Below are 26,757 nucleotides of genomic sequence, written 5' to 3' on the forward strand. Positions count from 1 at the left end.
GGGGCGGGGCATACTTGCAGCACACCCAACAACGAAATGAGCGGAGGTTCGGGTGGACAACGAGTTGTGGCGCTGGGTCTGGGTCATCACGGCGCTGGTGATGGGCCTCGGCGAGATCTTCACCGCGGGTTTCTTCCTGCTGCCCTTCGCCATCGGCGCGGCGCTGGCGGCGCTGGCGGCGTGGCTGGACTTCCACGGCGGGGTCCAGTGGCTTCTGTTCTTCGGCGGCACCGCCTTGTCGTTGCTGATCTTGCGTCGCTTCATGGGCCGTCAGGACCGTCCCGACGATCTGCCGGTGGGCGCGAATCGCTATATCGGCATGTCGGGACGAGTCATCGAGGAGATTGACCTTGTCGAAAACACCGGGCGCGTCCGGGTGGAGTCCGACGAATGGCGAGCTGTCGCCGAGACAGGGCCTATCGAGGAGGGATCGGCGGTTCGTGTGACCGCGCTGCGCGGCACGAAGCTGCTCGTCGAGTTCGTCGAACCCCCGCCGCCCGACTACGTGCCCCACCATTCGCCTCCTGCAGCAGCCGCTGCGGGAGAACCGGCGCCTGAAGCCGCCGAGAGCGGTGCTGGCGCCGATGACGGCGGGCAGACTCCCGAACCAGAAACGCCAAGGAGCGAGTGATGGACAGCATCGACCCCGCAGTGATCCTGCTGATTGTCATCGCAGCGGCGATCTTCGTCGTCGCGGCGACCGGTTTGCGCATCGTGCGCCCCTTCGAGCAGGGCCTCATCGAGTTCCTGGGCAAGTACCGCGTAACAGTCGAGCCCGGCCTTCGATTCGTCATCCCGTTCGTGCAGCGGATCCTCAAGGTGGACATGCGCGAGCAGGTCGTCGACGTGCCTCCGCAAGAGGTCATCACCAAGGACAACGTGGCGGTGACCGTCGACGCCGTCATCTACTACGAGCCCACCGATCCGGTGAAGCTGAAGTACGCGGTGGGCAACTTCATCATCGCCGTGACCAAGCTGGCCCAGACCAACCTCCGAAACGTCATCGGCGATCTGCAGCTTGACGATGCGCTGGTGTCGCGCGAGATCATCAACTCCAAGCTGCGTCAGATCCTCGACGACGCCACCGACAAGTGGGGCACACGGGTGGTGCGCGTCGAGATCCAGCGCATCGAGCCGCCTGCTGACGTCACCCAGGCCATGCACCGTCAGATGAAGGCTGAGCGTGACCGGCGTGCGGTCGTGACCGAGGCCGAAGGCGAGAAGACGTCGGCCATCTTGCAGGCCGAGGGCGTCAAGCAGTCCCAGATCCTGCGGGCCGAGGGCGAGGCTGAGGCCATCAAGCGAGTGGCGGATGCCGACAAGTACCAGAAGCTCACCGTTGCCGAGGGCGAGGGCCAGGCCATCGAGCGGGTCTTCTTGGCGATCCACAACGGCGACCCCACCGACGACCTGATCGCCATCAAGTACCTCGAGGCTCTGCAGGGTGTGGCGGACGGCCAGGCCACCAAGATCTTCCTGCCGCTCGACACCAGCGGAGTGCTCGGCGCTGTGGCCGCCATGGGCGAGATGTTCCGCGAGCGCAGCAACCCGGCCGCCTCGAACGGCGCTGAGTCCCCCGAATAGGCAGCCGCCAGACAGCCGGCGACTCAGTCCGAGCGGAGAGCTTCGGTCGGTGACACCTTGGCAGCCCGGATTGCCGGGTAGAGGCCTGCGACCGCTCCGATCGCGACCGCGGCGGCGATCCCGCCGGCGAGTGCCACCGTCGGGATGATCACCCGCCATCCCTGCGTGGTCGCGTACACGTAGGTCACCGACACTCCCATCAGCACCCCGACGGCACCGCCCAGCGAGGCGAGTGTCAGGGCTTCGGTGAGGAACTGGCGACGGATGTGTGCCCGTGTCGCCCCGATGGCTCGGCGCAGGCCGATCTCGCCCCGCCGTTCGATCACGCCGATCACCATGACGTTCGCAACGCCGATGCCGCCGACCAGCAGCGCCACTGCACCCAGACCCAGGAACAACCCGGTGAAGGAACTCTCGGCTGCCGATCTTGCCTCCAGCAGGTCCGACGGCCGGCTGATCTCGACTTCTTCTGGATTCTCAGGATCGATCGTTCCGGCCAGCACATCACGAGTCGCGTCGATGTGGTCTTCGTCGACACGCACATAGACGACCGTCGGCGCGAGCTCGATGTCGTAGTAGGTCTCCGCAGCGCGGTCGCCGATCAGGACGGCCCGATCGAGGTCCGCTGCCAGCGCGAACGGCTCGAGCACCCCGAGGACTTCGACCCAGCGTCCGCCGAGGTAGAGCTCGACCGCAGTGTCGAGATTGCGAATTCCCAGGCGTTCTGCCGCCACTGCGCCGACGACGGCGACCGGATGCGCCCGTGTGGCTTCGGTGAGGAATACCCCGTGCGCGATGCTGCCGTTCAGCGTGCCCATCAGGCCCGGATCGGTTGCGAACACGCTGATCCCGCCCGTTCGATCTTCGGGCACGAGGTCGTTGCGGTAGACGCCGACGCCGACGCTGTACACGGCTGCCGTTGCCTCGACGGTCGCAACACGTCCGACGGTCGCGACGGCTGTGCCGGGCAGCGCGGCGTCACCGGCACCGAATCCGGATCCGGCCTCGACGGTCAGCAGATTGGTGCCGAGGGCGCCGATCTGGTCCAGCAGTGCCGACTTGGACGAGTCTGACAAGCCGAGCACGCTGACCAGCGACGCGATGCCGATGGCGATGCCCAGGGCCGACAGCACAGAACGCAGCTTGCGGGCTGCGAGTGAGCCGAGACCGACCCGGATGACCTCAGCGAGACGCAGGCGACTTGGCGCGATGGCGGCGTTGGGGGCGCCGTGATCCGACCGTGCGGGCTCGGCGGTCACCAGGTCTCCGGTGTCACCGACGGCGTCAGTGTCCTGCGCCGACACGGATGTCATGTTCAAGCCGTCCGTCGAGGATCTCCAGTCGTCGAGGCAGCGCCGCCGCAATCGACTCGTTGTGGGTGACGATCACGATCGTGCGGCCTTCGGAGTGCAGTGAGTGGAAGAGATCCATGATCGACGCCGATGACGCCGAGTCGAGGTTGCCCGTGGGCTCGTCGGCCAAGATGAAGGCCGGCTCGTGCACGAGCGCCCGCGAGATCGCGACGCGCTGCGTCTCACCGCCCGAGAGCTCGTTGGGTCGGTGCCACATGCGGTCGCCGAGCCCGACGCGCTCCAGCACGGCTGCCGCGGCTGTGCGCCGTTCGGGGCGCGAGGCGCCGGTGTAGAGCAAGCCGTTCGCGACGTTGTCGATGACGGGAATCCCGGCCAGCAGGAAGAAGCGCTGGAAGACGAAGCCGACGCGGCGCCCCCGGATTGCTGCGAGACGGTCGTCAACCAGCGCCGAGGTGTCGATCCCCTCGATCAGCACCGAGCCGCTCGTCGGCTGGTCGAGCGTCCCCATGACGTGGAGCATCGTGGACTTGCCGCTGCCCGACTGCCCGACGACGGCAACCATCTCGCCCTGGCCGATCTGCACCGTCACCCGATCCAGCGCGATCACTGGCGGTGAACCGGCGTAGTGCTTGGACACCTCACGCAGTTCGATGGCCGCCGCCGCGGGATTCACCGCGGAACCACAATGCGCATGCCGGCCTCAAGTTCAGCGCTGATCACCTCGACATCGCCGTCGACGAACAGCCCGGTCTCGACACCCACGAGGCGCGTGGTGCCGTCGGCGTCGAGCGCTTCCACGGCACTGCCGCCTTCGACGAGGGCGAGCAGCGCAGTGGCGGGCACCACCAGGGCGTTGGCGATCAGTGTCTCGGTGATCTCGACGGTGACGGTGGCGCCGATCCACACCGGCGAGGCGGGCTCGGACAGCAGGATCGTCACCTCGACGACGTTCTCGCCCGTCTCGGGGTCGAGTATTGGCGATGGGTTGATGGCGGAGACGGTCCCGGCGAGGTCGGTATCGTCCGGCAGCTCCACGTTGACCTCGACGCCGACCGAGACGAGGTCACGGTCGCTGAGCGGCAGATTGGCTGCGACCCGCTGCGTGGTCGTCATGCCGTCACGCTCGGGAGTCTCGACCACGGTGAGCGAGGCGAGCGTTTTGCCGACCTCCAACTCTTGACCGGTCTCGACGCCCTGCTCCCAAGAACCGATCACCGAGGGACCGGTGACGAAGAGCACGTCAGCGGTGCTCACCACTCCGTCGATGTGCTGTCCGGTTTCTTGCTGCCACCGCCGTACTGCGGTTGCGGTGTGCTCATCGAAGACACCGTCGACCTCGAGCGCCTCGTCGCCGAAACCTAAGCTGGCCAGGTTCTCTTGGAGCTGCCTGATGTCGGGGCCTTCGAGGCCCACCTCCATGTTCCGATACGTCGGGATGTTGCCGTACAAGACGTACAGCGGTCGGTAGGTCTCGCCGTGAGCGGCCATTTCCGCTTGGGCGCTGACCAGCTCCGCTTCAGCACTGGCCAAGGAGGCTTCGAGCGCTGCGAGTTCTGCACCGGTCACCCCAGCGAGCAGGTCTGCAAGGCCGCGCTCGGCCGTCAGGATGGAGGCGTCGGCCGTGTCAATCTCAGCCTGCGTCGGCCCGGCGCGAAGTTCGGCGAGCGCTTCCTTGGCGGTGTCGAGATCGGCGCGCGCCTGCGCGTATTGGACCTCTGTCGGGTTCTCGAGCAGGTCCAGTCGCTCTCTTGCGGCAAGCACCTGGGCCTCAGCGTCGTCGATCTCAGCCTGCGTCGGCCCGGCGCGAAGTTCGGCGAGCGTCTCCTCGGCAGTCAGTACCCGGGCCTCGGCGTCGTCGATCTCGGCATCGGATGGGCCTGCCAGCAGGTCAGCCAGGGCCTCTTCGGCGGTGAGCAGTTCAGCTCGGGCCAACTCGATTTCGACGTCGTTGTCGGAATACTGGAGCTCGTCTCGGAGTCGCTCCCAGGCGGCCAGCCGTGCCGCCTCTGCTGTGTCGATTTCCGCTTCGGACGGCCCTGCTCTCAGATCGGCCAGTGCCTGTTTGGCTGTTTGCACTGCCGCTTGTGCTGCGTTGATTTCGGCTGCCGACGGCCCTGCTCTCAGATCGGCCAGTCTGACTTCGGCCGTGGCGATCTCTGCCCTCGCAGCCGCAAGATCGCCGGCTGTGGGGTTGTCCAGTGCGTCCAAGGCCTCCGATGCAGCCGCCGCCGCAGCTTCCGCGCTGCTGATCTCGGCAGGACTCGGCGGTTCGATCAGCCGGTCGCGGGCCTCGACGGCCTCCGCCACTGCGGCCCGTGCCGCGGCCACGTCAGCTTCGTTGGGTCCCGATGCAGCGTCGCTCAGCTTGTCGGCAGCGGCCGACAGCGCATCTCGAGCCGACGCCACCCCGGCGAGGATGCGTGCAGTCTCGGCATCCGACGGCTCGTATCGGGCCAAGTAGATCTGCTCGCCCCGGCGCAGGACCGTCCCTTCGTCCGCGAGATGCATGAGCACGCCGTTGTCGCGTGATGTGAGCGTGACCGTTCCCTCGTAGTCGAGCGTCCCGGTGATCTCCAGGTACTCGGCGAGATCACGTTGGGTGACCGTGGCGGTGCTGATCTCGGCTGCTGCTGGCTGATCGGTGCCGCGACCGGTGTCGTCAGAGGCGATGACCAGCGTGACGGCAACCGCCGTGATGACAACGACGGCCACTGCTGCTGTGCCGAGCAGCCGGCGCTTGCGCTGGGGGGTCACTGCCCGCCGCCGCGGCCCGGCCGAGCGGGAAGCCGATCGCCGCAGACTTCGAATGCGGTGCTCACGTCTGCATCGTCGAAATCAAGCCCGCCGAACGGCCTTCCCCCCCCGCCACCGGGACCGAACGCATTCGGGTCGGGGTCGGGGACATCGACACCGTTTTCGCGCATGCACTGGGCGAACTCGAGCAGGCGGTCCGCGCGCTCGATCCGGAGCTCGTCGAAATTCTGCGCGCCTGGACCGAGCGCGAGACCTTCGATGATCTCGCTGCACGCGGCTCGAGCCGCCGGCAGATCCGGATCGCGGCCGATGGCCTCGAGACCTTCGCCGTCCTGAGCGGCGCCCCTGCCTGGTCGCAGACCGAATGCGATGGTGCCGTCGGCTTCTACAACCGGGTCCGGGAAGTCGACGTCGTTGTCGCGCATGCACTGGGCGAATTCGAGCAGGCGTTCCTCGTCGCTGAGATCGTCGGCCTCGTCCGATGACGTCGTGTCGTCAGCAGCAGTCTCGTTGGCACGGGAATCGTCGGTTCCGGTGTCGTCGGCCGCAGAGTCGCTGACTGCGGTACTGGCCCCGGTCTCCTCGCTGTCCTGCGCCGCTCCCGCCCCGGATGCGGGTTCTTCGGTGCCGGCAGCCGTGAGAGTCTCATCGGGTGCGGTGGTCGTCGCCCCCTGCAGCGTGGCGAGGCCACTGGAGTCGTCGCCTCCGCAGGCCGCCACCATGAGCGCGATGAGCGTCGCGACTGCGAGTCGTGTCGTCCACGAGAGCTGGCGCATGCGGGGAGAACCTCCGAGTCGGGCGAGCCGAACCGTACGAGCCGATCGTGAGAGCAGGCTAAGGACCGGCTGAGAGCCGGCTAAGGACCACGCAGGTCCTTCGCATCGCCGGGATGGACCCAGATGGTGACCCAGCGCGTAGGGTGCGCGGCCATGGCCTTGGGTTGGTCGTAGCGCCGGTGCTGCGCGACTACGTCGTCGTCGATATCGAGACGGTGCCTTTGGTGGGCACCGGTCCTGAACAAGACATCCGCGAGATCGGCGCATGCCGAGTCGAAGTGGCGCCAGATGGCAGGCACTTGGTGGCCGAGCGCCCATTCCACCGACTCGTTCGCAGCGAGATGGTCAGCTCGGTGTGGGGCTCAGGACTCTCGTCGCCTTCGGCGGCGGCGGTTGACGTCGCAGATCCCGACGCCGGCTTGATCACGTGTCAGGCCGCGCTCGAGGGTCTAGCGGAGTTCTGCGCCGGACGACCGGTCGTAGCGCACAACGGTCGACTTCACGACTTTGTTGTGCTGGATGCGGCTTGCCGACGCCACGGTGTTCCGGCGCTGCATGACGATCGTCTCGACAGCCTGGACTTGGCTCATATCGCTGCTCCGCGTATCGGCATCGAATTGCGGCCGAATGCGGACGGGTCTATGCCACCCGCCAGTCGCAGCCTCGACGACTTGGCTGCGTGGTTCGACGTCGCGGATCCTCGACGGGAGCGTCATCGCGCTGTGCCGGACGCCGAACTGACTGTGCTGTTGATCGAGCGGATGCTGAAGACGATCGCCGGATCCGAGCCCGTGCGGCAGCTACAACGCCAGATCCTTCAAACTGGACGCAATCCGTGGGCACGCTTTCTTGAGCCACCACCGGCCGATGGGTCCCTGCTCGACTGTCTTGAGGCCGACACCGCACGGATGGCCGACAGCAGTGGCTTGTCGAGCGACCCCACCTCACGTATTGGCCGTCGCGCCGTTCACGAGGCCGGCATTCACGCTCGGGCCGCGGTGCGGCTCGATGAAGCGTCGGTGCTTGCTCCGTTGAGTCCGGGCGGCGCACTCGTCACTGGGGAAGGCCGCGCCTTTCGGGCGCAGCAACGTGAGATGGCGGCTGCCGTGCTTGTTGCGCTTGCTGACGGTTCTCAGCGGGAGAGCCGCAGCAGTACCTCCTCAGCAGGGCGTCTGGCTGTAGAAGCGCCGACCGGCACCGGCAAGACGCTGGCTTACTTGGTTCCAGCGGTCGCATGCGCCCAAGCGCGTCGACGACCAGTCGTAGTAGCGACGCATTCCAAGGTGCTTCAGGATCAGCTTCTCACAGATATTGAGACCTATCGCAAGTCCATCGGCGACATTCGCTGCGTGTTGTTGAAGGGCATCGCCAACTACGTCTCGGTCGGGTACCTCGATGCAGCGATTGAAGCAGGTCCCGAGGGACCTATCGAGGCTCTCGCTCTGGCGATCATGGCCGGTTGGGCAACACAGACTGCCACAGGCGACTGGGACGACCTCAGCATCTCTCAGATCGAAGCTGCGTTTCCCCCCGTCCGAGAACTCAGAACGCGTCTGAGCGTGGACGAACTGCGAGAGTTTGCGACTGACCAAGCCGATCGCCTGTGCTTCTACCGGTGTGCGCTCGACGGCATTTCCACGGCTGACATCGTGGTTGCCAACCATGCCGTGCTGGTGACGCTGGACCGGGTTGTTGAAGAGGCCTCGCATGTGATCATCGATGAGGGTCACAACCTTGAAGACGGCGCCACGAGCGCGCTGACCGAGACAGCGGGATCAGTGGCGCTCACGGCGTTGTTGGACTGCGTGGCCCACGCTGTCAGCGGAGCCGGAGTGCTGCGAAGGTATGCCGCGGCCTGTGGTGCCAGCCCACCGCACGAACGGGTCGACGAGGCGCATGACGCACTGGTCCAGTGCCGCAGAGCGCTCACGGAGCTCGGTTCTCACGTCGTCGACTACGTGAGAGGACGCACTGAGGTCACGGTGGCCGAAGCGGCCAGCTTTGGCGTTTCGTACCGGTTGAGGCCTGGTCTCGATACCGGGCGAGCTGAGTTCGCACGAGCGCGCCGCGCTGCCCGGGCATTGGCCGATCACTTGCGACGGCTGAGCGGTTGTCTGGCCTTGGAACCGCCCATGTCGGCGCTTGGCACGCGCCATTGGCGGCACATCGAGTCGGAGCTAGGCGGAGCTGCGTTCTGGTCAGCCGCAGAGCGAGCAGGCCGAGGTGTTGCGCCGCGCCCGCGACGGTGCTTACAAGCTGCTGTATGTGTCCCCAGAGCGTCTGTGGTCGAGCCGTCTGAGGCAGGCGTTGGCAGATATCGAGATATCGGCCGTGGCTGTCGATGAAGCACACTGCATCTCGCAGTGGGGGCACAGCTTCCGCCCTGAGTACCGAACCATCGCGCAAGCGGTGCGAGAGCTGTCGCCGAGGTCGCGCCCGCCTGTGTTGGCGGTGACGGCAACTGGCACCAGCGACGTGACCGCCGACATCATCGAGAGCCTCGGCATGGGCACCGCGCCGGCCATCGTTGAGCTGGATCCCAACCGGGCGGAACTCCGCTACTACGTCGAAGACTGCGACTCGCTTGACGAGCGCGACATCGCCATCATGCGAATAGCGGAGACCTTCCGGCGACGGCCGATGATCGTGTACGTGCCCAGTCGAGCGACTGCCGCTCGCTTGTCCGAGCTGCTGCGCCTCGACGGCCACACCGCTCGGCCGTATCACGGCGGCATGTCATCGGCGCAACGAGTACACACCGAAGAAGCCTTCCGTTCAGGTGAGATCGACATTGTCGTGGGCACGAACGCGTTCGGCTTGGGCATCGACAAACCCGACGTAGAGGTCGTCGTTCATCTTGAGATGCCCGCCTCGGTCGAGAGCTACGTTCAAGAAGTAGGACGTGCGGTGCGCGGTGCCGGCAATGGCAAGGGACCCAGCGTCGGGTACTGCATCTTGCTGAGGACGCCTGGTGATTGCGGTGTGCATGAGTCCTTCGTCAGAGACGCAGCGCCCCACTTGGAGATCGTCAAGCAGCATTGGCAATCCCTGGTGATTGCGAGCCAGCAGATGGATGGTCCGGCTGCGCTGAAGGGCTTCTCAGGGAGCCGTTCTGCTGGCCAAGACCGCGACCGCGACCATCTTGAACTCGCTGCGCATCTGCTGGCCGAACAGGGATGCTTGGAGCGCGTCGAAGACATCATCGAGGAGGGAATTGTGCGGGTGCTGCCTGGTGCGGCTCGGTGTTTGGATGCCGACGGTCGCCACGATTGGGTCAGCGCGGCGTCCGACGCGAGGTGGATCGCCTGCTTCGCTCAGGCAGTCTGCGCGTAGAGCGCATTGAGCGCCCAGAGTTCAGCTGGGACACACTGAGAGTGACGGCGGGGAACACCCCGACCTGATAGCGGCTGTTGGTCAGTGCGACTCAACGCTGCTTGCCGTGGCTGCCGCTCTGACAAGCACGGACCACAGGAGGGCGGACAGGCCAACTGGGTTGACTGACGGATCCTTTCATCGTCAGCGAGAACTGTCGCGGCTACCGTGGCGCGTCCGCATGGCCTTCTTGCTTCCCGCCAATCTCGTCAACAACATGGAAGTGCCGGCCCCGCTGCGGCAGGCAGCGCAGGCGTTCCGAGACTGGCTGCCAGAGCAGGTCACGGTCACGCTGCATACTGACCACGAAACCGATTCGGATTCTGATGATCCGACCGCTGCCAGAGCTGCAGACAACATCGGCAGGCCATACCTGGTGGTCTTGCATCCGGACCTCGGAGTTGTGTTCTTGGATTTTGTGCCGGGCAGCACGGTCCGCGCACTCGCAGCCAACCGGCGTTCCCGTGCCACGATTCGACGTCTCGCTGCGGAGACCCGTGAGCGTTTGGGCCAGTTGTCCGACGATGCCCGCAGGCGGCTGACGGACCACGGTCTGGACAGCAAAAGAGTGCCCATTGCGCTTGCCATCGCAGCTCCACGGCTGACTCGGGACAAGGCGCTGGCTGCAGGTCGAACGAATCTCGATCAGTTCCTGCTGCAGGACGACCTGTCAGCCTCGTCGATCGAGGCGGCTTTGGAGCGAGTGCTCACCCATGCGAACGGTCGGCGATTGGACACAGGAGCGGTACTGAGCGCCATCGACGAGAACCGCGTGCGAGCCGCTGTCAATCCGCGGCTTGTCGTGCATCGCACGGCGCGAGCCGAACAAGGTCAACTGATCTTTCGGCCCCCCAGTGGCGGCGAGGACGTCATTCAAGTTCTGGATCGGAGGCAAGAACGCCTTGCTGAGCATCTCGGAGCGGGCTATCGGGTCATCAAGGGGGTCGCGGGCTCTGGCAAGACGCTCGTGCTCTTGTTCAGGGCACGGCACTTGGCGCGACATCACCCGCGTTGGCGGATCTTGCTGACCTGCTTCAATCGGCCACTGGCATCGTCGTTGGCGCGGCAGCTCTCGGATTGTCCCAATGTCGTTGTTCGCACGGTGGATGGGCTGGCATCAGCAATATGCCGGGATCTCGGGGTCGAAACCGACCACTTCGGCAATGCCAAGTACGACCGGCGCATCGAGGAGGTGAACCAAGCGCTCGATGCTGGCAGAGTGCCGGAGCGCTACCGCTACGACGCCATCTTGATCGACGAAGCGCAGGACCTCGACAAGAGCCGAACCCTCATGGCGTTCGGGTTGCTGAAGCAGCCGTGGAATGACTTTGTGGCGGCACTCGACTCGGCACAGAACCTCTACTGCCGCCAACCGGGCTTGCCGCCGCCCGCGCAGCACCCGCCGGGTTCAGCGGACTCCACGGAAGTCAGCGGCCGCGGACGCACGGAAGTGCTGCGGGTCAACTACCGCAACACCTACGAGATACTCAGCTTCGCTGATGGCTTTCTTCGAGCAGGCGGCGTGCCCGAAGGCGGCGACGAGGAGGACCCGGCAACGTTCATTCCACCCGAATCTGCCGAGAGGTCGGGCTCCGAGCCAGATGTGCGACATTTTGAGCCGCCGAGCGAGGGTTACAAAGCGGTCTGTAGTGCGTTGCGCAGATCGCATGATGAGGATGGGGTTCTCTGGTCGGACATGGTGATCCTGACCGGCAATCCGCGCATGCTCGACGACATCGAGCAGTTGGCCAGCGATCGGAACATTCCGACGTTCAAGCTCAGAGACCTCAGAACTGGCGGGCGCGAGCCGAGCGCTGGGGTGCGTCTGTCGACATTGCAGCACGCCAAGGGTCTCGAGTTCTCCCGGGTCTACATCGTTGGAGTGGACGACATCTGGGCGGGACCCGGAACCGACGACATGCTGCGGAGGCGTCTGCTGTACGTCGGCATGACCCGCGCCACCGATGTGCTCAAGATCGCGGTCTCGGGCAGCGGCACCATCGTTGATTCTCTGCTGGCCGTGCAGCCAGTGTGAGTCACAGGTGCAAGCCGAGTTGCTCCGTAGTGACAACGCGCACCCGGGTGCTCGGGACGCGGGCTTCGAAGAGGACGATGACGTGCGGCCGCCGAACCGCTGGGCACCGCTGCCTGAGAGCGGATTGCGTCCCGGCGATGTGTGGCGGAATGCCACCCGTCGCAGCGTGACTGGTTCGAATGCGCCGGTCACGCGAACGCCAACCGGCTCGGCTGCGGCATCGTGGGTTTACACGGTGATGCCTTCGGCCAGTGCGTCAACGAGAGCGATGACCGTCCGATAGTCACCGCTCGCAATGCGGTCCGCTGGCGAGTCATGGTCGAGCAGACGGTTGGGTGCGAATAGCCAGAGCGGCACGTCAGCGGATTGAATGACGCCGACCGCCTGTTCAGCGACGTAGACCAATTCGAGGAGGCGCTGCCGGGCTTCCCGCTGGGGTGCGCAGTCGCCGTGATGCCAGCGGGCGACGGTGCGAGCGGATGTGCCGACCACGCGCCCGATGTCGTCCTGCGTGAGCTGTGCGGATTCTTGAAGTGCTCTGACTCGCTCGGCGATTCCATTTGGCATGAGGTCTTTTCTTTCGCCCGGTGGTGAATGCCTCGTGATGTCAGGTATTCTGTCCTAATTTTGTCCCCTACAATATCTGGCGGTTTGGACGTTGCGATACTCACCCGCCTCTTGGCGCCTCGTGCATCGCCAATCATTGGCGTTGCCGCGTACAGCGCGAGCCAGCGAAATCGACGGAGGCTTGAGGACGGAGCGTCCATAGCGGTCAGATTGCCCTAGCCCGGTACCTGATGAGGCATGGTTTTCCGAGGGCTCCATTCGAGGCAACTCGTTGGCGCAACGAGCCCATTGAGCCAGAGGGCGCACACGGGGCAGTGAGTTGAAGCCAAGGGGCGAGCACGGCGAGCGCCGCTCAGCGGTGCGGCGGTTGTCAACCCCGGCGCGTAGGGTGCGCGGCCATGGCGTTGGGGTTGCCGTCGGTGCTGGTGGGTTCGTGGACTGACGACGACGCAGCCACCGGCGTGACGGTGGTGCTCCCGCCGCCAGGCACATTGGGCGCCATCGCCGTGCGCGGCGGCGCACCCGGGACCCGCGAGGCAGCTGCGCTCAGTTCGACGGGTGCCGGCGTCGAGTGCCACGGGGTGGTGTTGTGCGGCAACAGCGTTTTCGGTCTCGCCGCTGCTGACGGCGTCGTGCGCTGGTGCGCCAGCGAGGGCCGCGGGCTCGACATTCGCGACAGCATCGTGCCGGTCGTGGGTGCGGCCGTGGTGTACGACATCCAGTCGCCGCACAGCGAGCGTCCGACCTCAGCCGCCGGCTGGGCGGCATGCGAGGCTGCGAGCGCTGACGAGCCCGCCACCGGGCGTGTCGGCGTCGGGCGGGGCTGCACGATCGGCAAGGTCGCCGGACGGGACTTCGCCGTGCCAGGTGCATTGGGGGCTGCCGTCGAGCGATCCGGAGACCTTGTGGTCGGCGCGCTGGTGGCGATCAACGCCTTGGGTGACGTCATCGATGCCGATGGGGCCGTGCTGGCTGGCTGTACTGCTGAGGCGGGCGCGGCGCGCTATCCCTACGACGCCGCTGAGGCGATTCCGGGATTCACGGGCCGGGGCGATGCAGGCGCAGACGAGTTCGCGCGTTCCAATACCACCATCGGCTGCTTGGTTACTAACGCCCGGCTCACCAAACCAGAGGCCTGCCGTGCGGCCGACCTGGCGCACACGGGCATTGCCCGGGCAATCGAGCCCCCGCACACGAATTTCGACGGCGATGCGCTGTTCCTGCTCGCGACCGGCGAGGTGGACACCCAGCCTGACCTGGTTGCGACGCTCGGGGCTGCCGCAGTCGCGAGAGCCATCAGATCGGAATTCGTTACCTGATCCGGTCGCGTCTGTGGCAATCTGGTTGCACCAGAGAAAGGGGGTGGTCCAAGCAATGCCGAAACGCAACAGGACTCTGGAGGTGGCCGGGCGCTGAGGCGACCCGCTTCCGAGAAGGGGACGTCTCCATCAGGTGGCGACTCCAACCCGGACCACCGAACCCCACAAGATCCGCGTGCTGGTCCTCACGCGGCCGCGGCCCCGCCTTCGGGCGGCGGCGCGAACATGATCTTCGGGTAGCAGCAGGCCCCTGCTCAGTCGAGCGGGGGCCTGTTCGCGTCCGCCCGGAGGCTGGTGCTTGTGCGTAACCTCCTCCGGGTTGGCTGGCGCGCCGCCACGAGCCTGCCGCAGATGCCTAGCGAGTCGAGTCGATTGACGCTGCGCGACAGTCTCCGCCTGCCCTGCGGCGGCCGAAGGGATCATTCATGGAACTGAGTTCGGGACACGATGCGGACATCACGGGTGAGGTGCGGTCGCGGCGGGTCAAGCCTCGGCAGGGCGGGCCCGACTTCGTCAAGGCCCAGTTGGTTCTCGCCGAGGGCGACCCCGTGACTGTCATTTGGTGGGATGCCGGGTTGGCACCGCCTGAGGGACAGCGCGTTCGGGTCAAGGGGCGCGCGAAGGAGTACAGCGGCGAGCTTGAGGTGCATGCTGAGGAAACAGTTGTCGATCGCTCGCGGCCCCCGGCCAACTCAACGGCGCAAGTCATTGGCTTCTGGATGGAGTGCGTCGAGGCTGAGGCGGCTGGCTCTCTGCAGATTTGGCTGAAGTCGAGGCGGCACCTGGAGTTCACGCAGGGGTCAAATCCGCTCCTTGTGCCGTCTCAGTTTCCGCGAGGAAGTGATGCTGCGCGGTGGTGCCAGCAACGTTCGATGGCGTTGGGCGAGGCCGTTCTGGCCGGATGGCCATTGGTCATTGGAATCGATCGCGACAGCAGCTCGTCGCGGCCAGTCGCGGCCCCGCTGTTGTCCACCGAGATCCGCTTGTCCCGCACCGACGACGGGTGGTCGGTCGAGCCTGACGGCACAGGCATCGACTTCAACCCGTATGCGCTCGACTTGCTGGGAATTGACGGAGAACAGCGCGACGAGATAGCGCAGCTGGTGGAATCGAGTCCAGAAGTCGAAGAGGCCGGAAACTCCGCTGAGCGTGCGTCAGCGATCTTGCTTGTGGTGGCTGAGGCAGGCGTGGACGGCTTGGCCGAACTTGATTTGAGCCGGCTTGCTGAGCATGGCGCACGCTCGGGCATCCATAGCACCGGAGTGCTCATGGTGCCAGCGGGATCGCCCCGCATCACTCGCATGCTGCGAGACGACCTGCAAGAACTCATCAACGACCCGGAGCCGTTGATGAAGGGTCCCGCCGCGGTTCTGCTGGGACGCTCTCGCGCCCCCGAGGCGCCGTTCCCGAAGCCACATCCAACGGCTGTCGATTCGTCCCTCGCGCAGGATCGCGCAGTGACCTCCGCCATGGAAGAGCCGTTCACGGTACTGACCGGACCGCCCGGGACCGGCAAGTCGCAGGTTTTGGTCAATGTCATCGCTGCCGCCGTGGCCCGAGAGGAGTCCGTCTTATTTGCATCGAACAACCATCAAGCAGTCGATGTCGTGTTCGAACGACTTCGGCAGACCACGACGAACCCGTGCATCGTGCGAGCTAGGACCGCCCGCGAGAGGTCCAAGATGGCCAACGAAATCAGGGCAATTCTCGATCGTCCGCCCGAAGACGCGCTTCCTGCAAAGAAATCGGCGGAGTTGCAGCAGCGCGTCAAGTCGGTTCACGATGTCGTCCGGCATCGCGTTGAGTGCACTCGTGAGTTGCGGCGCCTAAGGGACGAATTGGCCGCCCTGCCCAAGACAGATGATGAGGAAGCGGCCGCTATCGATTACACGCTGCAGCGGCTGAGGGCCGATCTGGACGCTGTTCGGCCAGTGCAGAGCTGCAATATTCCAGTCGAGATCGACCTGCCAACACTCGACGCCGCAGAGCGAGCGGTAGAAACAGCATTGAAACGGTTCGGCGAACGGCTTGGAGTTCGACGCCGCTGGGCGAATCACATGGAGCGACTCGACTCCTCGCGCAGGGCACTCGACGAACTCCGAATGCTGCTGGGCGGCGATAGTGAGGACTACGAAAGGCCGTTGCAGTCTGTCGCTGGGCGGCGGCCGAAGAAGTCACTGCAGCCTTGGAACGACTTCGCGAAGCTGCAACGACGCCACGCGACAGCGCGGGAGGTCATTCGGAGCCGTGCGGAAGCAGCCGAGAAGATATCCTCGCTCAAGGAGCAGATATCTCATCAGCAGGCACAGTTGGATGGCCGGGTCGAGCAACTTCGAGCGGCGCTCGGGGATCAGATCGCGGAGCGACAAGCCACGCTCGCGGGTCTGCCGACGGACTACGACCTCGATGACGAGCTGCATCGACTGGCGGCGGAAAGAAACCGGTTTGGCCAAGCATTGCTGAACCAACGCTGGCAGCAGGCGAGCACAGGGCCAGCCCGTGTAGCGGCGAACCACCTCGCAGACGCTCTCTTCGAAGCAGCCAACGCCGGCGGGGCAGGCCGATCCAAGGGCATGGTGGCTGCAGCGCTGCCCGCGCTGCCAGTGTGGGCCGTGACCAACCTGTCTGCTCGTACACATTTTGCCTTGACGTCCGGAATGTTTGACCTGGTCGTCATCGACGAAGCCTCACAATGCAGCGCCGCCTCGGTGCTGCCGTTGCTGGTGCGGGCCAAGCGGGCGCTGATCATCGGTGATCCGCATCAGCTCACTCACATCACCAGCTTGGGTGTCAATCGGGAGCGTGCGATCGGTCAGCGATGGGGACTTGGTAAAGGCCCAGGGCGAACGGCGGACCGCATCGACGAGTTCAGCTACAGGGCACGCAGTTGCTTCAGCTTGGCGGCATCCCGGCTAAACGAAGATCCGATCTTGCTTGATCTGCACTTTCGGTCCCACCCTGCAATCATCGGATTCTCCAACGAGAGCATCTATGGGCGGCGACTTGACTTGTGTTCAGATGAACGGCCCCCGCGGGGACGGCCGGCCATCGAATGGCGGCGCGTAGACAGCGACTGCGTACCGGGGCGGCGGGGCCTGAGCCTCGTCAATGATCGTGAAGCCAAGGAAGTAGCGGGCGTCGTGGCGCACGAGTTGGCTCAGATACCTGAGATCACGCTCTCACTCGGCGTCGTCACGCCATACCGAGCCCAAGCAGAACTGATCCGCGATTGTTTGACAGATGTTCTCGGCGAGACGAGAGCCGGCGAAGTGCCAGTCGCCACCGCTCACCGATTTCAGGGGGATGAACGCGACATCATGATCTTCTCGCCGGTCGTTGGTCCGTCAATGTCCGCATCACAGATCGATTTCGCTTCGAATCCCAATCTCGTGAACGTTGCATTGACGCGCGCCCGCCGCAGGCTGGTTGTGGTCGGCAACATTGACACGTGCCTGCAGGGTGAGCATCTTCTCGCTGAGCTTGCCCGCTACATCGCACGCTTGGATGCGGGACCGTTCGACAGCCCGCTGGAGGAGCAACTTCACGGCGAACTGCTTCGACGGGGCATAGACGCGCAAGCGGGGGTGAGCGTTGCTGGCCATCGCCTCGATCTCGCCATCGACCCAAGCGGAGTCCGGCTCGACATCGAGTGTGACGGTGCGGCGTTCCACACAGACAGGGACAGAGATGCCGTCCGTGACCGGACGATCGAGGCCGAAGGGTGGACGGTGATCCGATTCAGCGGTCGTGAACTCGGCCGCAACCTCTCAGGTTGCGGCGATCGCGTGCTCGAATCGCTCGGGCATTCCCGCGATTGATCGCATGAAGTCTTGGATCTCGGCTCGGCACGCTCGAACGGTTGGATTCCTCTGAGCTAGTCGCTCGCGCGCTGTCGCCCAAGACGGCGACCGCGAGCGGCGCTTTGTCGGTAGTATGGCGATTGGTATGGCAACTCAGAAGGTCACCGTCACGCTGGGCGCCGAACAGGTCGCATCCGTCAAGGCGCTGGTTGAGGCAGGGGACGCGCCGAGCGTCTCGGCGTTCGTGCAGGGTGCCGTTGGTGCAGCTCTCGATGATGCTGCAGTGTGGGGCAGAGTCCTCGCCGATGCGCTGGAGCAGTCGGGTGGACCGTTGACTTCCGCTGAACGCGAGTGGGCCGACGAGATGCTCGGCGTTGCTGATGCACGTGCCGAGACCGCTGCGTGACGCCGGGGGCAGTGCTGGACGCAGGCGGTTTAATCGCGTTCGAGCGGGGCAGCCGCAAGGTTGTCGCATTGTTGGCACGCGCTCACGAGATTGACGCCGCGATCACGATTCCCTCGACGGCGTTGGCGCAAACCATCCGCAGGCCAGAGCGCCAGGTACGTCTTGCACGGCTGCTGCGATCGCCAAGTGCCAGCGTCGTTCCTCTGGACAGAGCCGATGCCGTCGATGTAGGCCGCCTATTGGCCGCGAGTGGAACTGCAGATATCGCTGATGCCCATGTCGTCGTGTGCGCCCGCCGCGCCGGTCAGCGTGTGGTGACCTCCGACTCGGACGACCTTCGACATCTCGACCCGGCTCTTGAGGTCGTCGAGGCTTGAAACGTCAAGAGCGGGAGCCTGTTCGCGTCTCGGGTCCAGGCGTCGCCTCACGGCTCAGCCTTCGGGCCCTTCGCTAGGGTCCGCACATGGACTTCGACTGGCCGGACGATGACGATCCTCGCCGGGTTGCGGTGCGTGATTGGCTCGACGATCACGACGGCAGCCCCAGCCAGGAGGCCCTCGCGCACGCCGGCTACGTGGCGCCGCACTGGCCGAAGCCCTACGGCCTCGATGCCGACCCGATCACCCAGCTGCTGATCGACGAGGAGCTCGCGAAGGCCGGGGTCAAGCGTCTGGCCGGGGGCATCGGGCTGGGCTGGGCGGGCCCGACGATCATCTACGGCGGCGATCAGGCGCAGATGGACCGCTACCTGTGGCCGATCCTGACTGGCGAGGAGGTCTGGTGCCAGCTCTTCTCGGAGCCTGACAGCGGCTCGGATCTCGCGAACCTGGCCACCCGCGCCGTGCGCGACGGCGACCGCTACATCGTGAACGGCTCGAAGATCTGGTCCTCAGGTGCGCATCGCAGCAAGTTCGGCATCCTCATCGCCCGCACCGATCCAGATGTGCCCAAGCACCGGGGCGTGTCCTACTTCATCTGCCCGATGGACACGCCGGGCTTGGAGCTGCGGCCGATCATCGACATGACGACCGCGCACTCGTTCAACCAGACGTTCTTCACCGACATGGAGCTGCCGGTGGAGAACCGAATCGGCGATGAGAACGACGGGTGGCGGCTGGCCAAAGTCACGCTCGGCAACGAGCGGGTGTCACTGTCGGGCGAGGGGGCGTTGTGGGGCAGCGGCCCCAGTGCCGCGGACCTGCTGAACGTGGTTCGGGCCGCCGGCGGGCTCAGCGACCCGGTGTTGCGCGACCGCGCAGCCAAGCTGCACATCGAAGGCGAGGTGCTGCGGCTCATCCGGCTGCGCACCCTCAGCGCCCGTCTGGCGGGCCGCCAGCCCGGGCCCGAGGCCAGCGTCCGCAAGGCGCTCGCCGACGACCATGGCCAGCACGTCATGACGCTGGCCAAAGACCTCTCAGGCGCCCACGGACTGCTGGCCGACACCGGGCCGCTGGGCACCTCCCCGCAATTCCCCAAGACGCAAGCCGTGGTGGAAGGCTGGAACGGCTGGCACGGGGGCTACCTGTTCAGCCCGGCGCTGACGATCGGCGGCGGCACCTCTGAGGTGCAGCGCAACATCATTGCCGAGCGGGTGCTGGGCCTTCCCCACGACGTCGACGTGGAGTCCGGCAAGACTTGGGCCGAAGCCCGCGCTGCCCTCGCATGATCGCGAGCGAAGGATATTTCTTGCAGTACTGATCGAATCGATGCCGGGCGTGGTGACGATGCCGACGGGCCAAACCCGAAGCCGTGCTTGCCGGCCGCTGAGCTGCCGCCGAGCACGGAGGCGCCTCCCGAGTGCACACCGCACATCTGGTGGCCCGAGCGCGTTCCCATGCCGAATGACAGAGGCGCGCGGAGGCATCGCGGCAACTCGTGGGTACGCTCACCCCTCACCGGGGGAAGCAGCAGCGACTGTCGGCGGGCAGGCAAGCGGGGGACGACGAGCGAGGCGGCGCGGTGGCCAAAGAGAAGGTCGAACGTGACGAGGAAGATCTCGTCCGCCTGTACCTGACCGACATCGGCCAGTACCCGCTGCTGAACAAGGACGACGAGGTCCGGCTCGCACAGCAGATCGAGAAGGGCCTCGCCGCGAAGAATTCCCTGGAGTCGGCTCGCGACATCTCCAACGCGCAGCGCCGCCGCCTCGTCCGCGCCCAGCAGCAGGGCGCCCGCGCCGAGCGCACCTTCGTGCAGTCCAACCTGCGGCTGGTGGTGTCGATCGCGAAGAAGTACCAAGCCTCCGGGTTGCCGCTGCTGGATCTCATCCAGGAAGGCAACCTAGGTCTGATGCACGCGGTCGAGAAGTTCGACTGGCGCAAGGGCTTCAAGTTCTCGACATACGCGACGTGGTGGATCCGCCAGGCGATCACCCGCGGCATCGCCAATACCGGCCGCACGATCCGGCTGCCCGTGCACGCCGGCGACACGCTGGCTCGCTTGCAGAAGGCCCGCTCGCGGCTCGAGCTGAAGTACGGCCGCCCCGCCACGCTCGGCGAGCTGGCGATCGAGGTCGACATGCCCGAGCAGAAGGTGACCGAGGCGCTGCGGTTCGCTGCAGAGCCGCTGTCGCTGTCCGAGCCGCTGCGCGAGGACAGCGACGCCGAGCTGGGCGACGTCGTGGAGGACCGCGCCGCCGAGTCGCCGTTCGAGGTGGCGGCCACCACGCTGCTCCCGAGCGAGGTCACCCGGTTGCTGTCGCCGCTCGACGAGCGGGAGCGCGAGATCCTCAAGCTCCGCTTCGGCCTCGACCGCGGCGAGCCTCGCACGCTCGAAGAGGTCGGCGAGCACTTCCAGCTCACCCGTGAGCGCATCCGCCAGATCGAGGCCCGGGCGATGTCCAAGCTGCGCCATCCCAGCACCGACACCGGCGCGCGCGACCTGCTGTCGGTCTGAACGGACGGCGGGGCAGGACATGTCTCGCTCTGCTGCCGAGCCACGACGTCCCCGCCGGAGCGCTCGCGCTGTCGGGATCGCCGTACGCACGGCGGGGTGACGACCAGATCGGCAAGGCCAACAGTGCCCAGGCGCGCACGGCGGCCTGCCGTGTCGGCACCCGTCTGGTCGTGCACGGCCACTGGCACCACGGCTGCTCGGCCCTGCTCGAGGGGGCCTCGACTCAGGTCGTGGGTCTGGCAGCGAACGGCGAGCCGGGCAGCTTGGCTGTCCTCGGCATGGCGACGCTGAGTGCGCGAGCGCCGCAGGGCGCCGCAGCGCCCGCCTGACAAGGCGCGCTGGTCGGCTTACGCCTCGGACAGGCGGCGGACCACGATGACGATCAGAGCGCCGACGATCACGGCGAGCAGCAGCTTCTTCATGGTGCTTCGTCCTCTGTGAGGGGTGACGGTGCTGGATGACCGGGGTCATGCTGGATGATCGGGGTCATCGGCACAGCGAATGCTAGGCGCACATGCCCTTGACTCCGCACGCTCGTGATGGCGGAGGTGGACGGGAATCGAACCCGCCGGACGGGGGTCACCCGTCCCGCCCGCTTTGAAGGCGGGGGAGCCCACCAGGCGCTCGGACACCTCCGCTGCACATCTTTGCTCACCGCGGGCCGTCGCGCCACCGCGAGTGGTCTCGCGAAAACAAGTTGACCGCGCTGCCGCGTATCGGCAAGAGTCTCCGATTACTGCATTGTCAATCAATTTCAATCATTATCGAGGACATCAATGATCTATGCCTACCTAGGTGCGAAAGGCGGCGTCGGCAACACCGTGACGGCGCTGCTGGCCGCTGTGAGCGCGAAGCGTGCTGGACGTGACGTCGTGCTGGCCGATCTCACCGGCGATTTCGGCGTGGTGCTCGGGACTGCGCCCGACCTGCCCGGCATCGCCGAATGGACCGCCGCGGAGGAGCTGTCGCTGGGAGCGGCGTCGGCCTTGGCCGTAGATGTCGCGCCGGGCATCAGCCTGCTGCCGCGCGGCAGCGGCGATATCGACGAGTCGCGGCTGGCGACGCTGTGGTCGCTGCTCGGCGGCAAGCCGCGGGTCAACATCATCGATGCGGGGCGCGGCCGGGCAGCTCTCGGCCAGGTGTCGGGCCCACGCGTGCGGCGACTGCTCACGATGACCTGCTGTTACCAGGCTCTCCACCGGGCTCGTGACCTGGTGCCCGAGGTCGACGACGTCATCGTGCTCACCGACACGCAGCGGGCATTGGGCCTCGCCGACATCGAGGCTGCGCTCGGTCGGCACGCCGACGCGGTCCTCGCCGTCGATCGGTCGATCTCACGCTGGGCCGACGCCGGACTGCTGCTGGACCGTGGCGCCAAGTCGGCACGGTCGCTGGACGTCTTCCTGTGAGCCGCAGGAGCCGGGCGGTCGGCAATCACCCGGCGAGCCGGACGTTCGTTGAGCAGATCCACGAGCGGTTCCTGCCGGCGCCGGCCCCCGAGCCTCGTGATGTCGTCGCAGCGGTGGACACTGCGGCACCGCTGCTCGACCGCAACCACGCCGCCGAGCTCGTTTCGGAGGTGCTGGCCCGCCTGGCCGGCACCGGCCCGCTGGCGGACATCTGGTCCGACGACGAGGTGACCGAGGTGATGATCAACGGCCCAGGGCCGATCATGATCGAGCGGCGGGGCCAGCTGTCGGCGGTGGGCCGCATCAGCGCGGCCGAAGTGCACCGTCTTGTCGAGTACCTCTTGGGACCCACCGGACGCCGCGTGGATCGGCGCCTGCCGATGGTGGACGTGCGGCTGGACGACCGCACGCGCTGCCACATCGCGGTGCCGCCGGTTGCAGTCGACGGTCCGTACATCACGCTGCGGCGCTTTCCCGCTCACGTGCGAGCGCTCGACGAACTGGCCGGCCCCGCAGAGGCGGCGTGCCTGCGCGGTCTCATCGCTCAGCGGGCCAACCTGATCGTCTTCGGTCCCACCAGCACCGGCAAGACCTCACTGCTGGCGAGCCTGCTGGCAGCCGTGGCCCCCTCTGAGCGACTGGTGATCGTGGAAGAAGCCGCGGAGTTGCCACGGCTGGGCGAGGGCGCCGTGAGGCTCGAAGGCCAGCCGCCGAATGTCGACGGGATCGGTGCGGTGACCATGGCCGAGTTGGTGGTGACGGCGCTGCGGATGCGACCTGATCGTCTCGTGATCGGCGAGGTGCGTGGACCCGAGGCGGCCGCGTTGCTGCAGGCGCTCACGACGGGGCACCGTGGCTCGGTCTCCACTCTGCACGCAGACGATCCCGCTCACGCGCTGTGGCGCCTCGAGCAACTTGCTCGAGGCGGCGGCGCAGTCGGCGATGTCGCCGCGCACATAGCGTCGGTCCTCGACGGGTTGGTCCACATGAGCCGCGGTGCGGACGGACGCAGAACGGTCTCGGCGATCTACGAGGTGTGCGCCGATGGCCCGCCTCGGCGCGCCGCGATGGGTGTGCAGGCCGTGGCCTCCTGATGAGGGTTGCGTACGGTGCTGCGGATCGTTGTGCTGCTGGCGCTGGCAGGCGCGCTCACTTCGCCCGCCGCGCGGCGCCTGATCCGGACGCAGCGTCAGCGTCGGCAAGAACGAGCCGCGGTCGAGGCTCGCTCGGCGCGCATGGGCGACTTCTGCGCCGCGGCCTCGCGTCGGCTCAGTGGGGGAGACACGCTGCTGCAGGCGCTGGGAAACGCCGCAGGAGACGGTCCCATGTCGGGACCGCTCGGCCAGGTCACCGAGGAGCACGAGCGGGGAGTCACGCTGAGTCGTGCTGTGCAGAGGTGGGCGGCGCGCGAGCAGACCTCAGAAGCAGCACTGCTGTCGACAGCGGTAACGCTCGCCTCGGACCGGGTGGGGGCTCAGCCGCAGCTGTTCGACCGCGTGGCGTCAATCTGCCGGACGCGGGCCGACATGGCCGCAGAGGCTCGCGTGCAGGCAGCACAAGCACGTGCGTCCATCTGGGTCGTCGCAGCACTGCCTTGGGCCGTAGCGTTGGCGCTGCTGGCCGAAGGGGGCGCCGCTGCTCGGGTGCTCGTCTCGACACCGCTGGGTTGGTTCTGTATCGGCGCAGCGCTGTTGGCAGAGCTGGCAGGCGTCGCGTGGATGCGTGCCGTGGTCGCGCGGGCGCTGCGATGAGCGTGTTCTCCAGCATCGTGCTGACGAACCCGATGGTCGTCGGCGCACTGGCGGCCGGTGCTGTCTGCTGGGGCGGCTTCATCGCCCGGCCCGAACCGGCTCGTCTCCGCACGAGACTGCTGGCTGCGTCGGCGTCTCCGCATGCACATGCTCTCAGCGATGTCGGTGGGAGGGTGTCACGGCTGCGCCGGAGCGGGCTGCGCCGGAGTCATGACCGCGTGACCGCCGAGTTGCCAGCGATTGTCGAGGTGATGGGCGTGGCTCTCGCATCGGGCCTGTCGATCACGGCATCGCTGCAGCTCGCCTTGGCCCACTGCGATGCTGCCAACGTCACCGCGCGTCGGATGGCCACGACGCAGGACCGGCCGCTGGACGAAGCGCTGGACGACTTCGGCCGAGCCTGCGGCCCGCGGGCGCGGGCCTTCGCTGGGGCGGTATCGGGCTCGTTGCGCACCGGCATCCCGCTGGCGCCCGAGCTGGACCGTCTCGGCCGCGATCTGCGCGAGGACCTGCGTCGGCGCCTCGAGGGCAGGGTGCGCCGCCTGCCGGTGCTGCTGCTGTTCCCCCTCGTGCTGTGCGTGCTGCCGGCGCTCGGGCTGGTCGCGATCGTGCCCGTGCTGGTCGCTGCCTTCGGCGCGTGATCGGGGAGCGATCCATGCACTGCCAATGCCATGCACTGCCAATGACACATCTCACAGGAGTTCCCATGACTGAGACACCCTTGCGCCGCACTCACCGGCTGACGCCGACCGCGCACGCCGACGAGTCCGGCCAGACCACTGCCGAGTACGCGCTGCTCACCGGGGCCATCGCCCTGCTGGTAGCGGCCGTCACTGCCTGGGCAACCAGCACGGGCAAGATCGGCCGATTGCTCGATGCCGTCTTCAACTACCTGACGAAGGCCATCTCCTGAAGTCAGCGCAGCAGGGGCCTGCACAGCAGCAGCCGGCGGAGCAGGGGCAGGCCACAGTCGAGCTGGCGCTGCTCGTTCCGTTCTTGGTGCTGCTGCTCATGTGCATCGTCCAGACGGCCTTGGTCGCCCGCGACGCTGTGCTGGTATCACATGCCGCGCGCGTGGGCGCCCGCATCGCCAGCGTCGACCAGTCGCTCGACGGCATTCGCCGAGCGGTGACTGAGGCGACGCCGCTCGACCCGGCACGTCTGGTCGTCGAGCGAGAGACAGCAGGCAGCTTGGTGCGTGTCACCGTGCAATATCGCTCACCGACCGAAGTCCCGTTGGTCGGGGTCCTCATCGGCGACGTCGGCATGATCGAGGCGGCCGCGATGCCGATCGAGTAGGGCATGTCGAAATTGCCGCTTGCGCATGTCACACCCCTAGGGTTCAATAGTAAGTCACACACCTGTAATTACAGGTCAGAGTTCTCGACACCTACATGTCTGTCGAGGGATTGCCCCGGGGAGGGACTATGGCATTCGCAACCGAAGAAGACCTCGACGCAGCAGAAGGGAGCTGGTGGGACCAAGCCAACTGCCTCGGCGTCGAACCCGACTTGTTCTTTCCCGAGCGCGGGGCCAGCACGCGTGAGGCCAAGGCCGTCTGCCGTGGCTGCGTCGTCAGCGAAGACTGCCTCGAGTACGCACTGCAGAACAGCGAGAAGTTCGGCATCTGGGGCGGCATGAGCGAGCGTGAGCGCCGCCGGGTTCGCCGCCAGCGGGCACAGACACGACGGGTCGCCGCCGGCTGAGGCCTCACGGTTGTCCTTGGCTGGCGAGTCCGGCCAGTTATTCGTCTGGCCGGGCGCTGGTACGCTCGCGAGCGTGATGGCGATCGCGCTCGGGCCTCCCGAACTGCTCATCCTTCTCATCATCGTGCTGGTGCTCTTCGGCGGTGCCAAGCTGCCCAAGCTGGCTCGTTCCTTGGGTCAGGCGCAGCGAGAGTTCCGTGAGGGTGTCAACGACGCGGAGAGGGAAGCCGACGGAAGCTCATCGAGCGATTCGAAGTCAAAAGACTGAAGTCAAAAGACTCCTGAGTCAGGCACCAGTCAGACGCCCTCGGCCGCACGGTTCCGGTCCCGCAGGATCCGGCGGCGCTGCCGTTCTGATGTACCGCCCCACACACCGTGGGTGATGTTGTTGGCGAGCGCGTACTCGCGACAGGGATCCTTCACCGAGCATTCGGCGCACACCCGCTGAGCAGCGATGACACCGGCCCCGTCGCTTGGGAAGAAGACATCCGGATCCATGTCGGCGCAGTTCCGCCGCGTGACCCACTCGGCCGCGACGCTCTCGGAGCGCGGCGACATCTTTGGCTGAAAAATCGGATTGACCTGCAACATCGTGAGAACCAACGCTCGAGCGCCCGATCCGGTTCCCCCGATGGCCGATTTTCATCCGATTCTCATGAGACCGCGGCCACGTCGACAAGGACCGGGCCTAGCGGGTACGTCGGTACCCTTCCCGTCACCCCCGACGCAGAAGGAACCCAGTGTCCGACATTGCCACCGAAACCGAGCAGCTCCCACCTGAAGTCGGTATTCGCATCGTCTATCTGGGACCTGTCGCTCCCCACTGGGAAATCGAAGGGATCTACGGCGAACAGGCCGCAGTCGAGGAATTCCGGCACCGCACGCACGCTCGCCTGCAACTGCTGCCGCCCCACGATCCGCAGTTCCGTCGCAATCGCGAACGCGTCGTGCGCGATGCCGAACGCGAGAACTACGAACTGCGCTGGGACTTGGGCCTGCCCCCTGACGACGACGATCTGTAGCCGTCCGCACTCGCCGACCCCGACGCGTTCACCGGCTGTTCACGGCAT

Annotated in this window: 27 protein-coding genes and 1 tRNA gene; 21 read left to right on the forward strand and 7 right to left on the reverse strand. The window is 66.3% G+C overall.

What is annotated here, in order from left to right:
• The first annotated feature begins 52 nt into the window (after window positions 1–52).
• On the forward strand, window positions 53–631 hold the full coding sequence (locus tag ACOGXQ_RS13175) for an NfeD family protein (RefSeq protein ID WP_419944102.1): 579 nt from the start codon (window positions 53–55) through the stop codon (window positions 629–631).
• Entirely contained in the window at window positions 631–1,584 is a 954-nt protein-coding gene (locus ACOGXQ_RS13180; RefSeq protein WP_419944103.1) for an SPFH domain-containing protein, read from the forward strand. The genes ACOGXQ_RS13175 and ACOGXQ_RS13180 overlap by 1 nt, the downstream gene beginning before the upstream one ends.
• A 23-nt stretch (window positions 1,585–1,607) precedes the next feature.
• Here the strand turns inward: ACOGXQ_RS13180 and ACOGXQ_RS13185 are convergent, their stop codons facing one another.
• From ACOGXQ_RS13185 to ACOGXQ_RS13200, 4 genes are read right to left on the reverse strand one after another with little or no spacing between them, the layout of a single operon-like run.
• A complete protein-coding gene (locus ACOGXQ_RS13185) occupies window positions 1,608–2,897 on the reverse strand; it encodes an ABC transporter permease (RefSeq protein WP_419944104.1) in 1,290 nt (429 codons plus the stop codon).
• On the reverse strand, window positions 2,869–3,570 hold the full coding sequence (locus tag ACOGXQ_RS13190) for an ABC transporter ATP-binding protein (protein ID WP_419944105.1): 702 nt from the start codon (window positions 3,568–3,570) through the stop codon (window positions 2,869–2,871). The genes ACOGXQ_RS13185 and ACOGXQ_RS13190 overlap by 29 nt, the downstream gene beginning before the upstream one ends.
• Window positions 3,567–5,651 carry a peptidoglycan-binding protein gene (locus ACOGXQ_RS13195; RefSeq protein ID WP_419944106.1) on the reverse strand — a complete coding sequence of 695 codons (2,085 nt, stop codon included), beginning with the start codon at window positions 5,649–5,651 and terminating at the stop codon, window positions 3,567–3,569. Before ACOGXQ_RS13195 ends, ACOGXQ_RS13190 begins: the two co-directional genes overlap by 4 nt.
• Window positions 5,648–6,427 carry a hypothetical protein gene (locus tag ACOGXQ_RS13200; protein ID WP_419944107.1) on the reverse strand — a complete coding sequence of 260 codons (780 nt, stop codon included), beginning with the start codon at window positions 6,425–6,427 and terminating at the stop codon, window positions 5,648–5,650. The genes ACOGXQ_RS13195 and ACOGXQ_RS13200 overlap by 4 nt, the downstream gene beginning before the upstream one ends.
• Window positions 6,428–6,540: 113 nt before the next feature.
• Between ACOGXQ_RS13200 and ACOGXQ_RS13205 the strand changes: the two genes are divergently transcribed.
• From ACOGXQ_RS13205 to ACOGXQ_RS13215, 3 genes are all read left to right on the forward strand, one after another.
• Complete coding sequence (locus ACOGXQ_RS13205; RefSeq protein WP_419944108.1) at window positions 6,541–8,772, forward strand: DEAD/DEAH box helicase; 2,232 nt, start codon at window positions 6,541–6,543, stop codon at window positions 8,770–8,772.
• On the forward strand, window positions 8,654–9,760 hold the full coding sequence (locus ACOGXQ_RS13210; protein WP_419947396.1) for a helicase-related protein: 1,107 nt from the start codon (window positions 8,654–8,656) through the stop codon (window positions 9,758–9,760). The genes ACOGXQ_RS13205 and ACOGXQ_RS13210 overlap by 119 nt, the downstream gene beginning before the upstream one ends.
• A gap of 220 nt (window positions 9,761–9,980) precedes the next feature.
• On the forward strand, window positions 9,981–11,834 hold the full coding sequence (locus tag ACOGXQ_RS13215) for a DEAD/DEAH box helicase (protein WP_419944109.1): 1,854 nt from the start codon (window positions 9,981–9,983) through the stop codon (window positions 11,832–11,834).
• 228 nt (window positions 11,835–12,062) lie between these two features.
• Here ACOGXQ_RS13215 and ACOGXQ_RS13220 read toward each other — a convergent pair whose 3' ends face one another.
• The gene (locus tag ACOGXQ_RS13220; RefSeq protein WP_419944110.1) at window positions 12,063–12,401 is read right to left on the reverse strand and encodes a helix-turn-helix domain-containing protein; all 339 of its coding nucleotides are present in this window, start codon (window positions 12,399–12,401) and stop codon (window positions 12,063–12,065) included.
• A 398-nt stretch (window positions 12,402–12,799) separates the two neighbouring features.
• Here ACOGXQ_RS13220 and ACOGXQ_RS13225 point away from each other — a divergent pair, with 398 nt between their 5' ends.
• The 7 genes from ACOGXQ_RS13225 to ACOGXQ_RS13255 all read left to right on the forward strand — a co-directional run bounded on the left by ACOGXQ_RS13225 (window position 12,800) and on the right by ACOGXQ_RS13255 (window position 21,150).
• Window positions 12,800–13,720 (forward strand): P1 family peptidase, encoded by a 921-nt coding sequence (locus ACOGXQ_RS13225; RefSeq protein ID WP_419944111.1) that lies wholly within the window; start codon window positions 12,800–12,802, stop codon window positions 13,718–13,720.
• An 872-nt stretch (window positions 13,721–14,592) separates the two neighbouring features.
• The gene (locus ACOGXQ_RS13230) at window positions 14,593–17,538 is read left to right on the forward strand and encodes an AAA domain-containing protein (RefSeq protein ID WP_419944112.1); all 2,946 of its coding nucleotides are present in this window, start codon (window positions 14,593–14,595) and stop codon (window positions 17,536–17,538) included.
• A gap of 127 nt (window positions 17,539–17,665) precedes the next feature.
• Complete coding sequence (locus ACOGXQ_RS13235) at window positions 17,666–17,926, forward strand: hypothetical protein (RefSeq protein ID WP_419944113.1); 261 nt, start codon at window positions 17,666–17,668, stop codon at window positions 17,924–17,926.
• Entirely contained in the window at window positions 17,923–18,303 is a 381-nt protein-coding gene (locus ACOGXQ_RS13240; RefSeq protein WP_419944114.1) for a PIN domain-containing protein, read from the forward strand. The genes ACOGXQ_RS13235 and ACOGXQ_RS13240 overlap by 4 nt, the downstream gene beginning before the upstream one ends.
• An 86-nt stretch (window positions 18,304–18,389) precedes the next feature.
• Complete coding sequence (locus ACOGXQ_RS13245) at window positions 18,390–19,592, forward strand: acyl-CoA dehydrogenase family protein (protein WP_419944115.1); 1,203 nt, start codon at window positions 18,390–18,392, stop codon at window positions 19,590–19,592.
• A 293-nt stretch (window positions 19,593–19,885) separates the two neighbouring features.
• On the forward strand, window positions 19,886–20,821 hold the full coding sequence (locus ACOGXQ_RS13250; RefSeq protein ID WP_419944116.1) for a sigma-70 family RNA polymerase sigma factor: 936 nt from the start codon (window positions 19,886–19,888) through the stop codon (window positions 20,819–20,821).
• 170 nt (window positions 20,822–20,991) lie between these two features.
• Window positions 20,992–21,150: a hypothetical protein gene (locus tag ACOGXQ_RS13255; RefSeq protein WP_419944117.1), complete on the forward strand. Its 159-nt coding sequence runs from the start codon at window positions 20,992–20,994 to the stop codon at window positions 21,148–21,150.
• Window positions 21,151–21,361: 211 nt separating this feature from the next.
• Here ACOGXQ_RS13255 and ACOGXQ_RS13260 read toward each other — a convergent pair.
• Window positions 21,362–21,457: transfer RNA gene (locus tag ACOGXQ_RS13260), tRNA-Sec, on the reverse strand.
• A gap of 140 nt (window positions 21,458–21,597) precedes the next feature.
• Here ACOGXQ_RS13260 and ACOGXQ_RS13265 point away from each other — a divergent pair.
• The 8 genes from ACOGXQ_RS13265 (at window position 21,598) to ACOGXQ_RS13300 (ending at window position 25,955) form a co-directional block, all read left to right on the forward strand.
• Window positions 21,598–22,230: a hypothetical protein gene (locus tag ACOGXQ_RS13265; RefSeq protein WP_419944118.1), complete on the forward strand. Its 633-nt coding sequence runs from the start codon at window positions 21,598–21,600 to the stop codon at window positions 22,228–22,230.
• Window positions 22,227–23,324 (forward strand): CpaF family protein, encoded by a 1,098-nt coding sequence (locus tag ACOGXQ_RS13270; RefSeq protein ID WP_419944119.1) that lies wholly within the window; start codon window positions 22,227–22,229, stop codon window positions 23,322–23,324. Before ACOGXQ_RS13265 ends, ACOGXQ_RS13270 begins: the two co-directional genes overlap by 4 nt.
• Window positions 23,325–23,339: 15 nt before the next feature.
• Window positions 23,340–23,981 carry a type II secretion system F family protein gene (locus ACOGXQ_RS13275; RefSeq protein WP_419944120.1) on the forward strand — a complete coding sequence of 214 codons (642 nt, stop codon included), beginning with the start codon at window positions 23,340–23,342 and terminating at the stop codon, window positions 23,979–23,981.
• Window positions 23,978–24,622 carry a type II secretion system F family protein gene (locus ACOGXQ_RS13280; RefSeq protein ID WP_419944121.1) on the forward strand — a complete coding sequence of 215 codons (645 nt, stop codon included), beginning with the start codon at window positions 23,978–23,980 and terminating at the stop codon, window positions 24,620–24,622. The genes ACOGXQ_RS13275 and ACOGXQ_RS13280 overlap by 4 nt, the downstream gene beginning before the upstream one ends.
• Window positions 24,623–24,687: 65 nt before the next feature.
• Window positions 24,688–24,894, forward strand: a complete 207-nt coding sequence (locus ACOGXQ_RS13285) for a Flp family type IVb pilin (protein ID WP_419944122.1) — start codon at window positions 24,688–24,690, stop codon at window positions 24,892–24,894.
• A gap of 86 nt (window positions 24,895–24,980) precedes the next feature.
• The gene (locus tag ACOGXQ_RS13290) at window positions 24,981–25,280 is read left to right on the forward strand and encodes a hypothetical protein (RefSeq protein ID WP_419947397.1); all 300 of its coding nucleotides are present in this window, start codon (window positions 24,981–24,983) and stop codon (window positions 25,278–25,280) included.
• A gap of 128 nt (window positions 25,281–25,408) precedes the next feature.
• Complete coding sequence (locus ACOGXQ_RS13295) at window positions 25,409–25,687, forward strand: WhiB family transcriptional regulator (RefSeq protein ID WP_419944123.1); 279 nt, start codon at window positions 25,409–25,411, stop codon at window positions 25,685–25,687.
• Window positions 25,688–25,763: 76 nt separating this feature from the next.
• A complete protein-coding gene (locus tag ACOGXQ_RS13300) occupies window positions 25,764–25,955 on the forward strand; it encodes a Sec-independent protein translocase subunit TatA/TatB (protein ID WP_419947398.1) in 192 nt (63 codons plus the stop codon).
• Window positions 25,956–25,984: 29 nt separating this feature from the next.
• Here the strand turns inward: ACOGXQ_RS13300 and ACOGXQ_RS13305 are convergent, their stop codons facing one another.
• Complete coding sequence (locus ACOGXQ_RS13305; RefSeq protein WP_419944124.1) at window positions 25,985–26,185, reverse strand: WhiB family transcriptional regulator; 201 nt, start codon at window positions 26,183–26,185, stop codon at window positions 25,985–25,987.
• Between the two features lie 242 nt (window positions 26,186–26,427).
• On the opposite strand from ACOGXQ_RS13305, the gene ACOGXQ_RS13310 reads away from it, so the two are divergent.
• The gene (locus ACOGXQ_RS13310) at window positions 26,428–26,709 is read left to right on the forward strand and encodes a hypothetical protein (protein WP_419944125.1); all 282 of its coding nucleotides are present in this window, start codon (window positions 26,428–26,430) and stop codon (window positions 26,707–26,709) included.
• Window positions 26,710–26,757: the final 48 nt, after the last annotated feature.

Origin of the sequence: Candidatus Poriferisodalis sp. (assembly GCF_965208485.1) — a bacterium.
In the GTDB taxonomy this organism is placed as follows: domain Bacteria; phylum Actinomycetota; class Acidimicrobiia; order Acidimicrobiales; family Poriferisodalaceae; genus Poriferisodalis.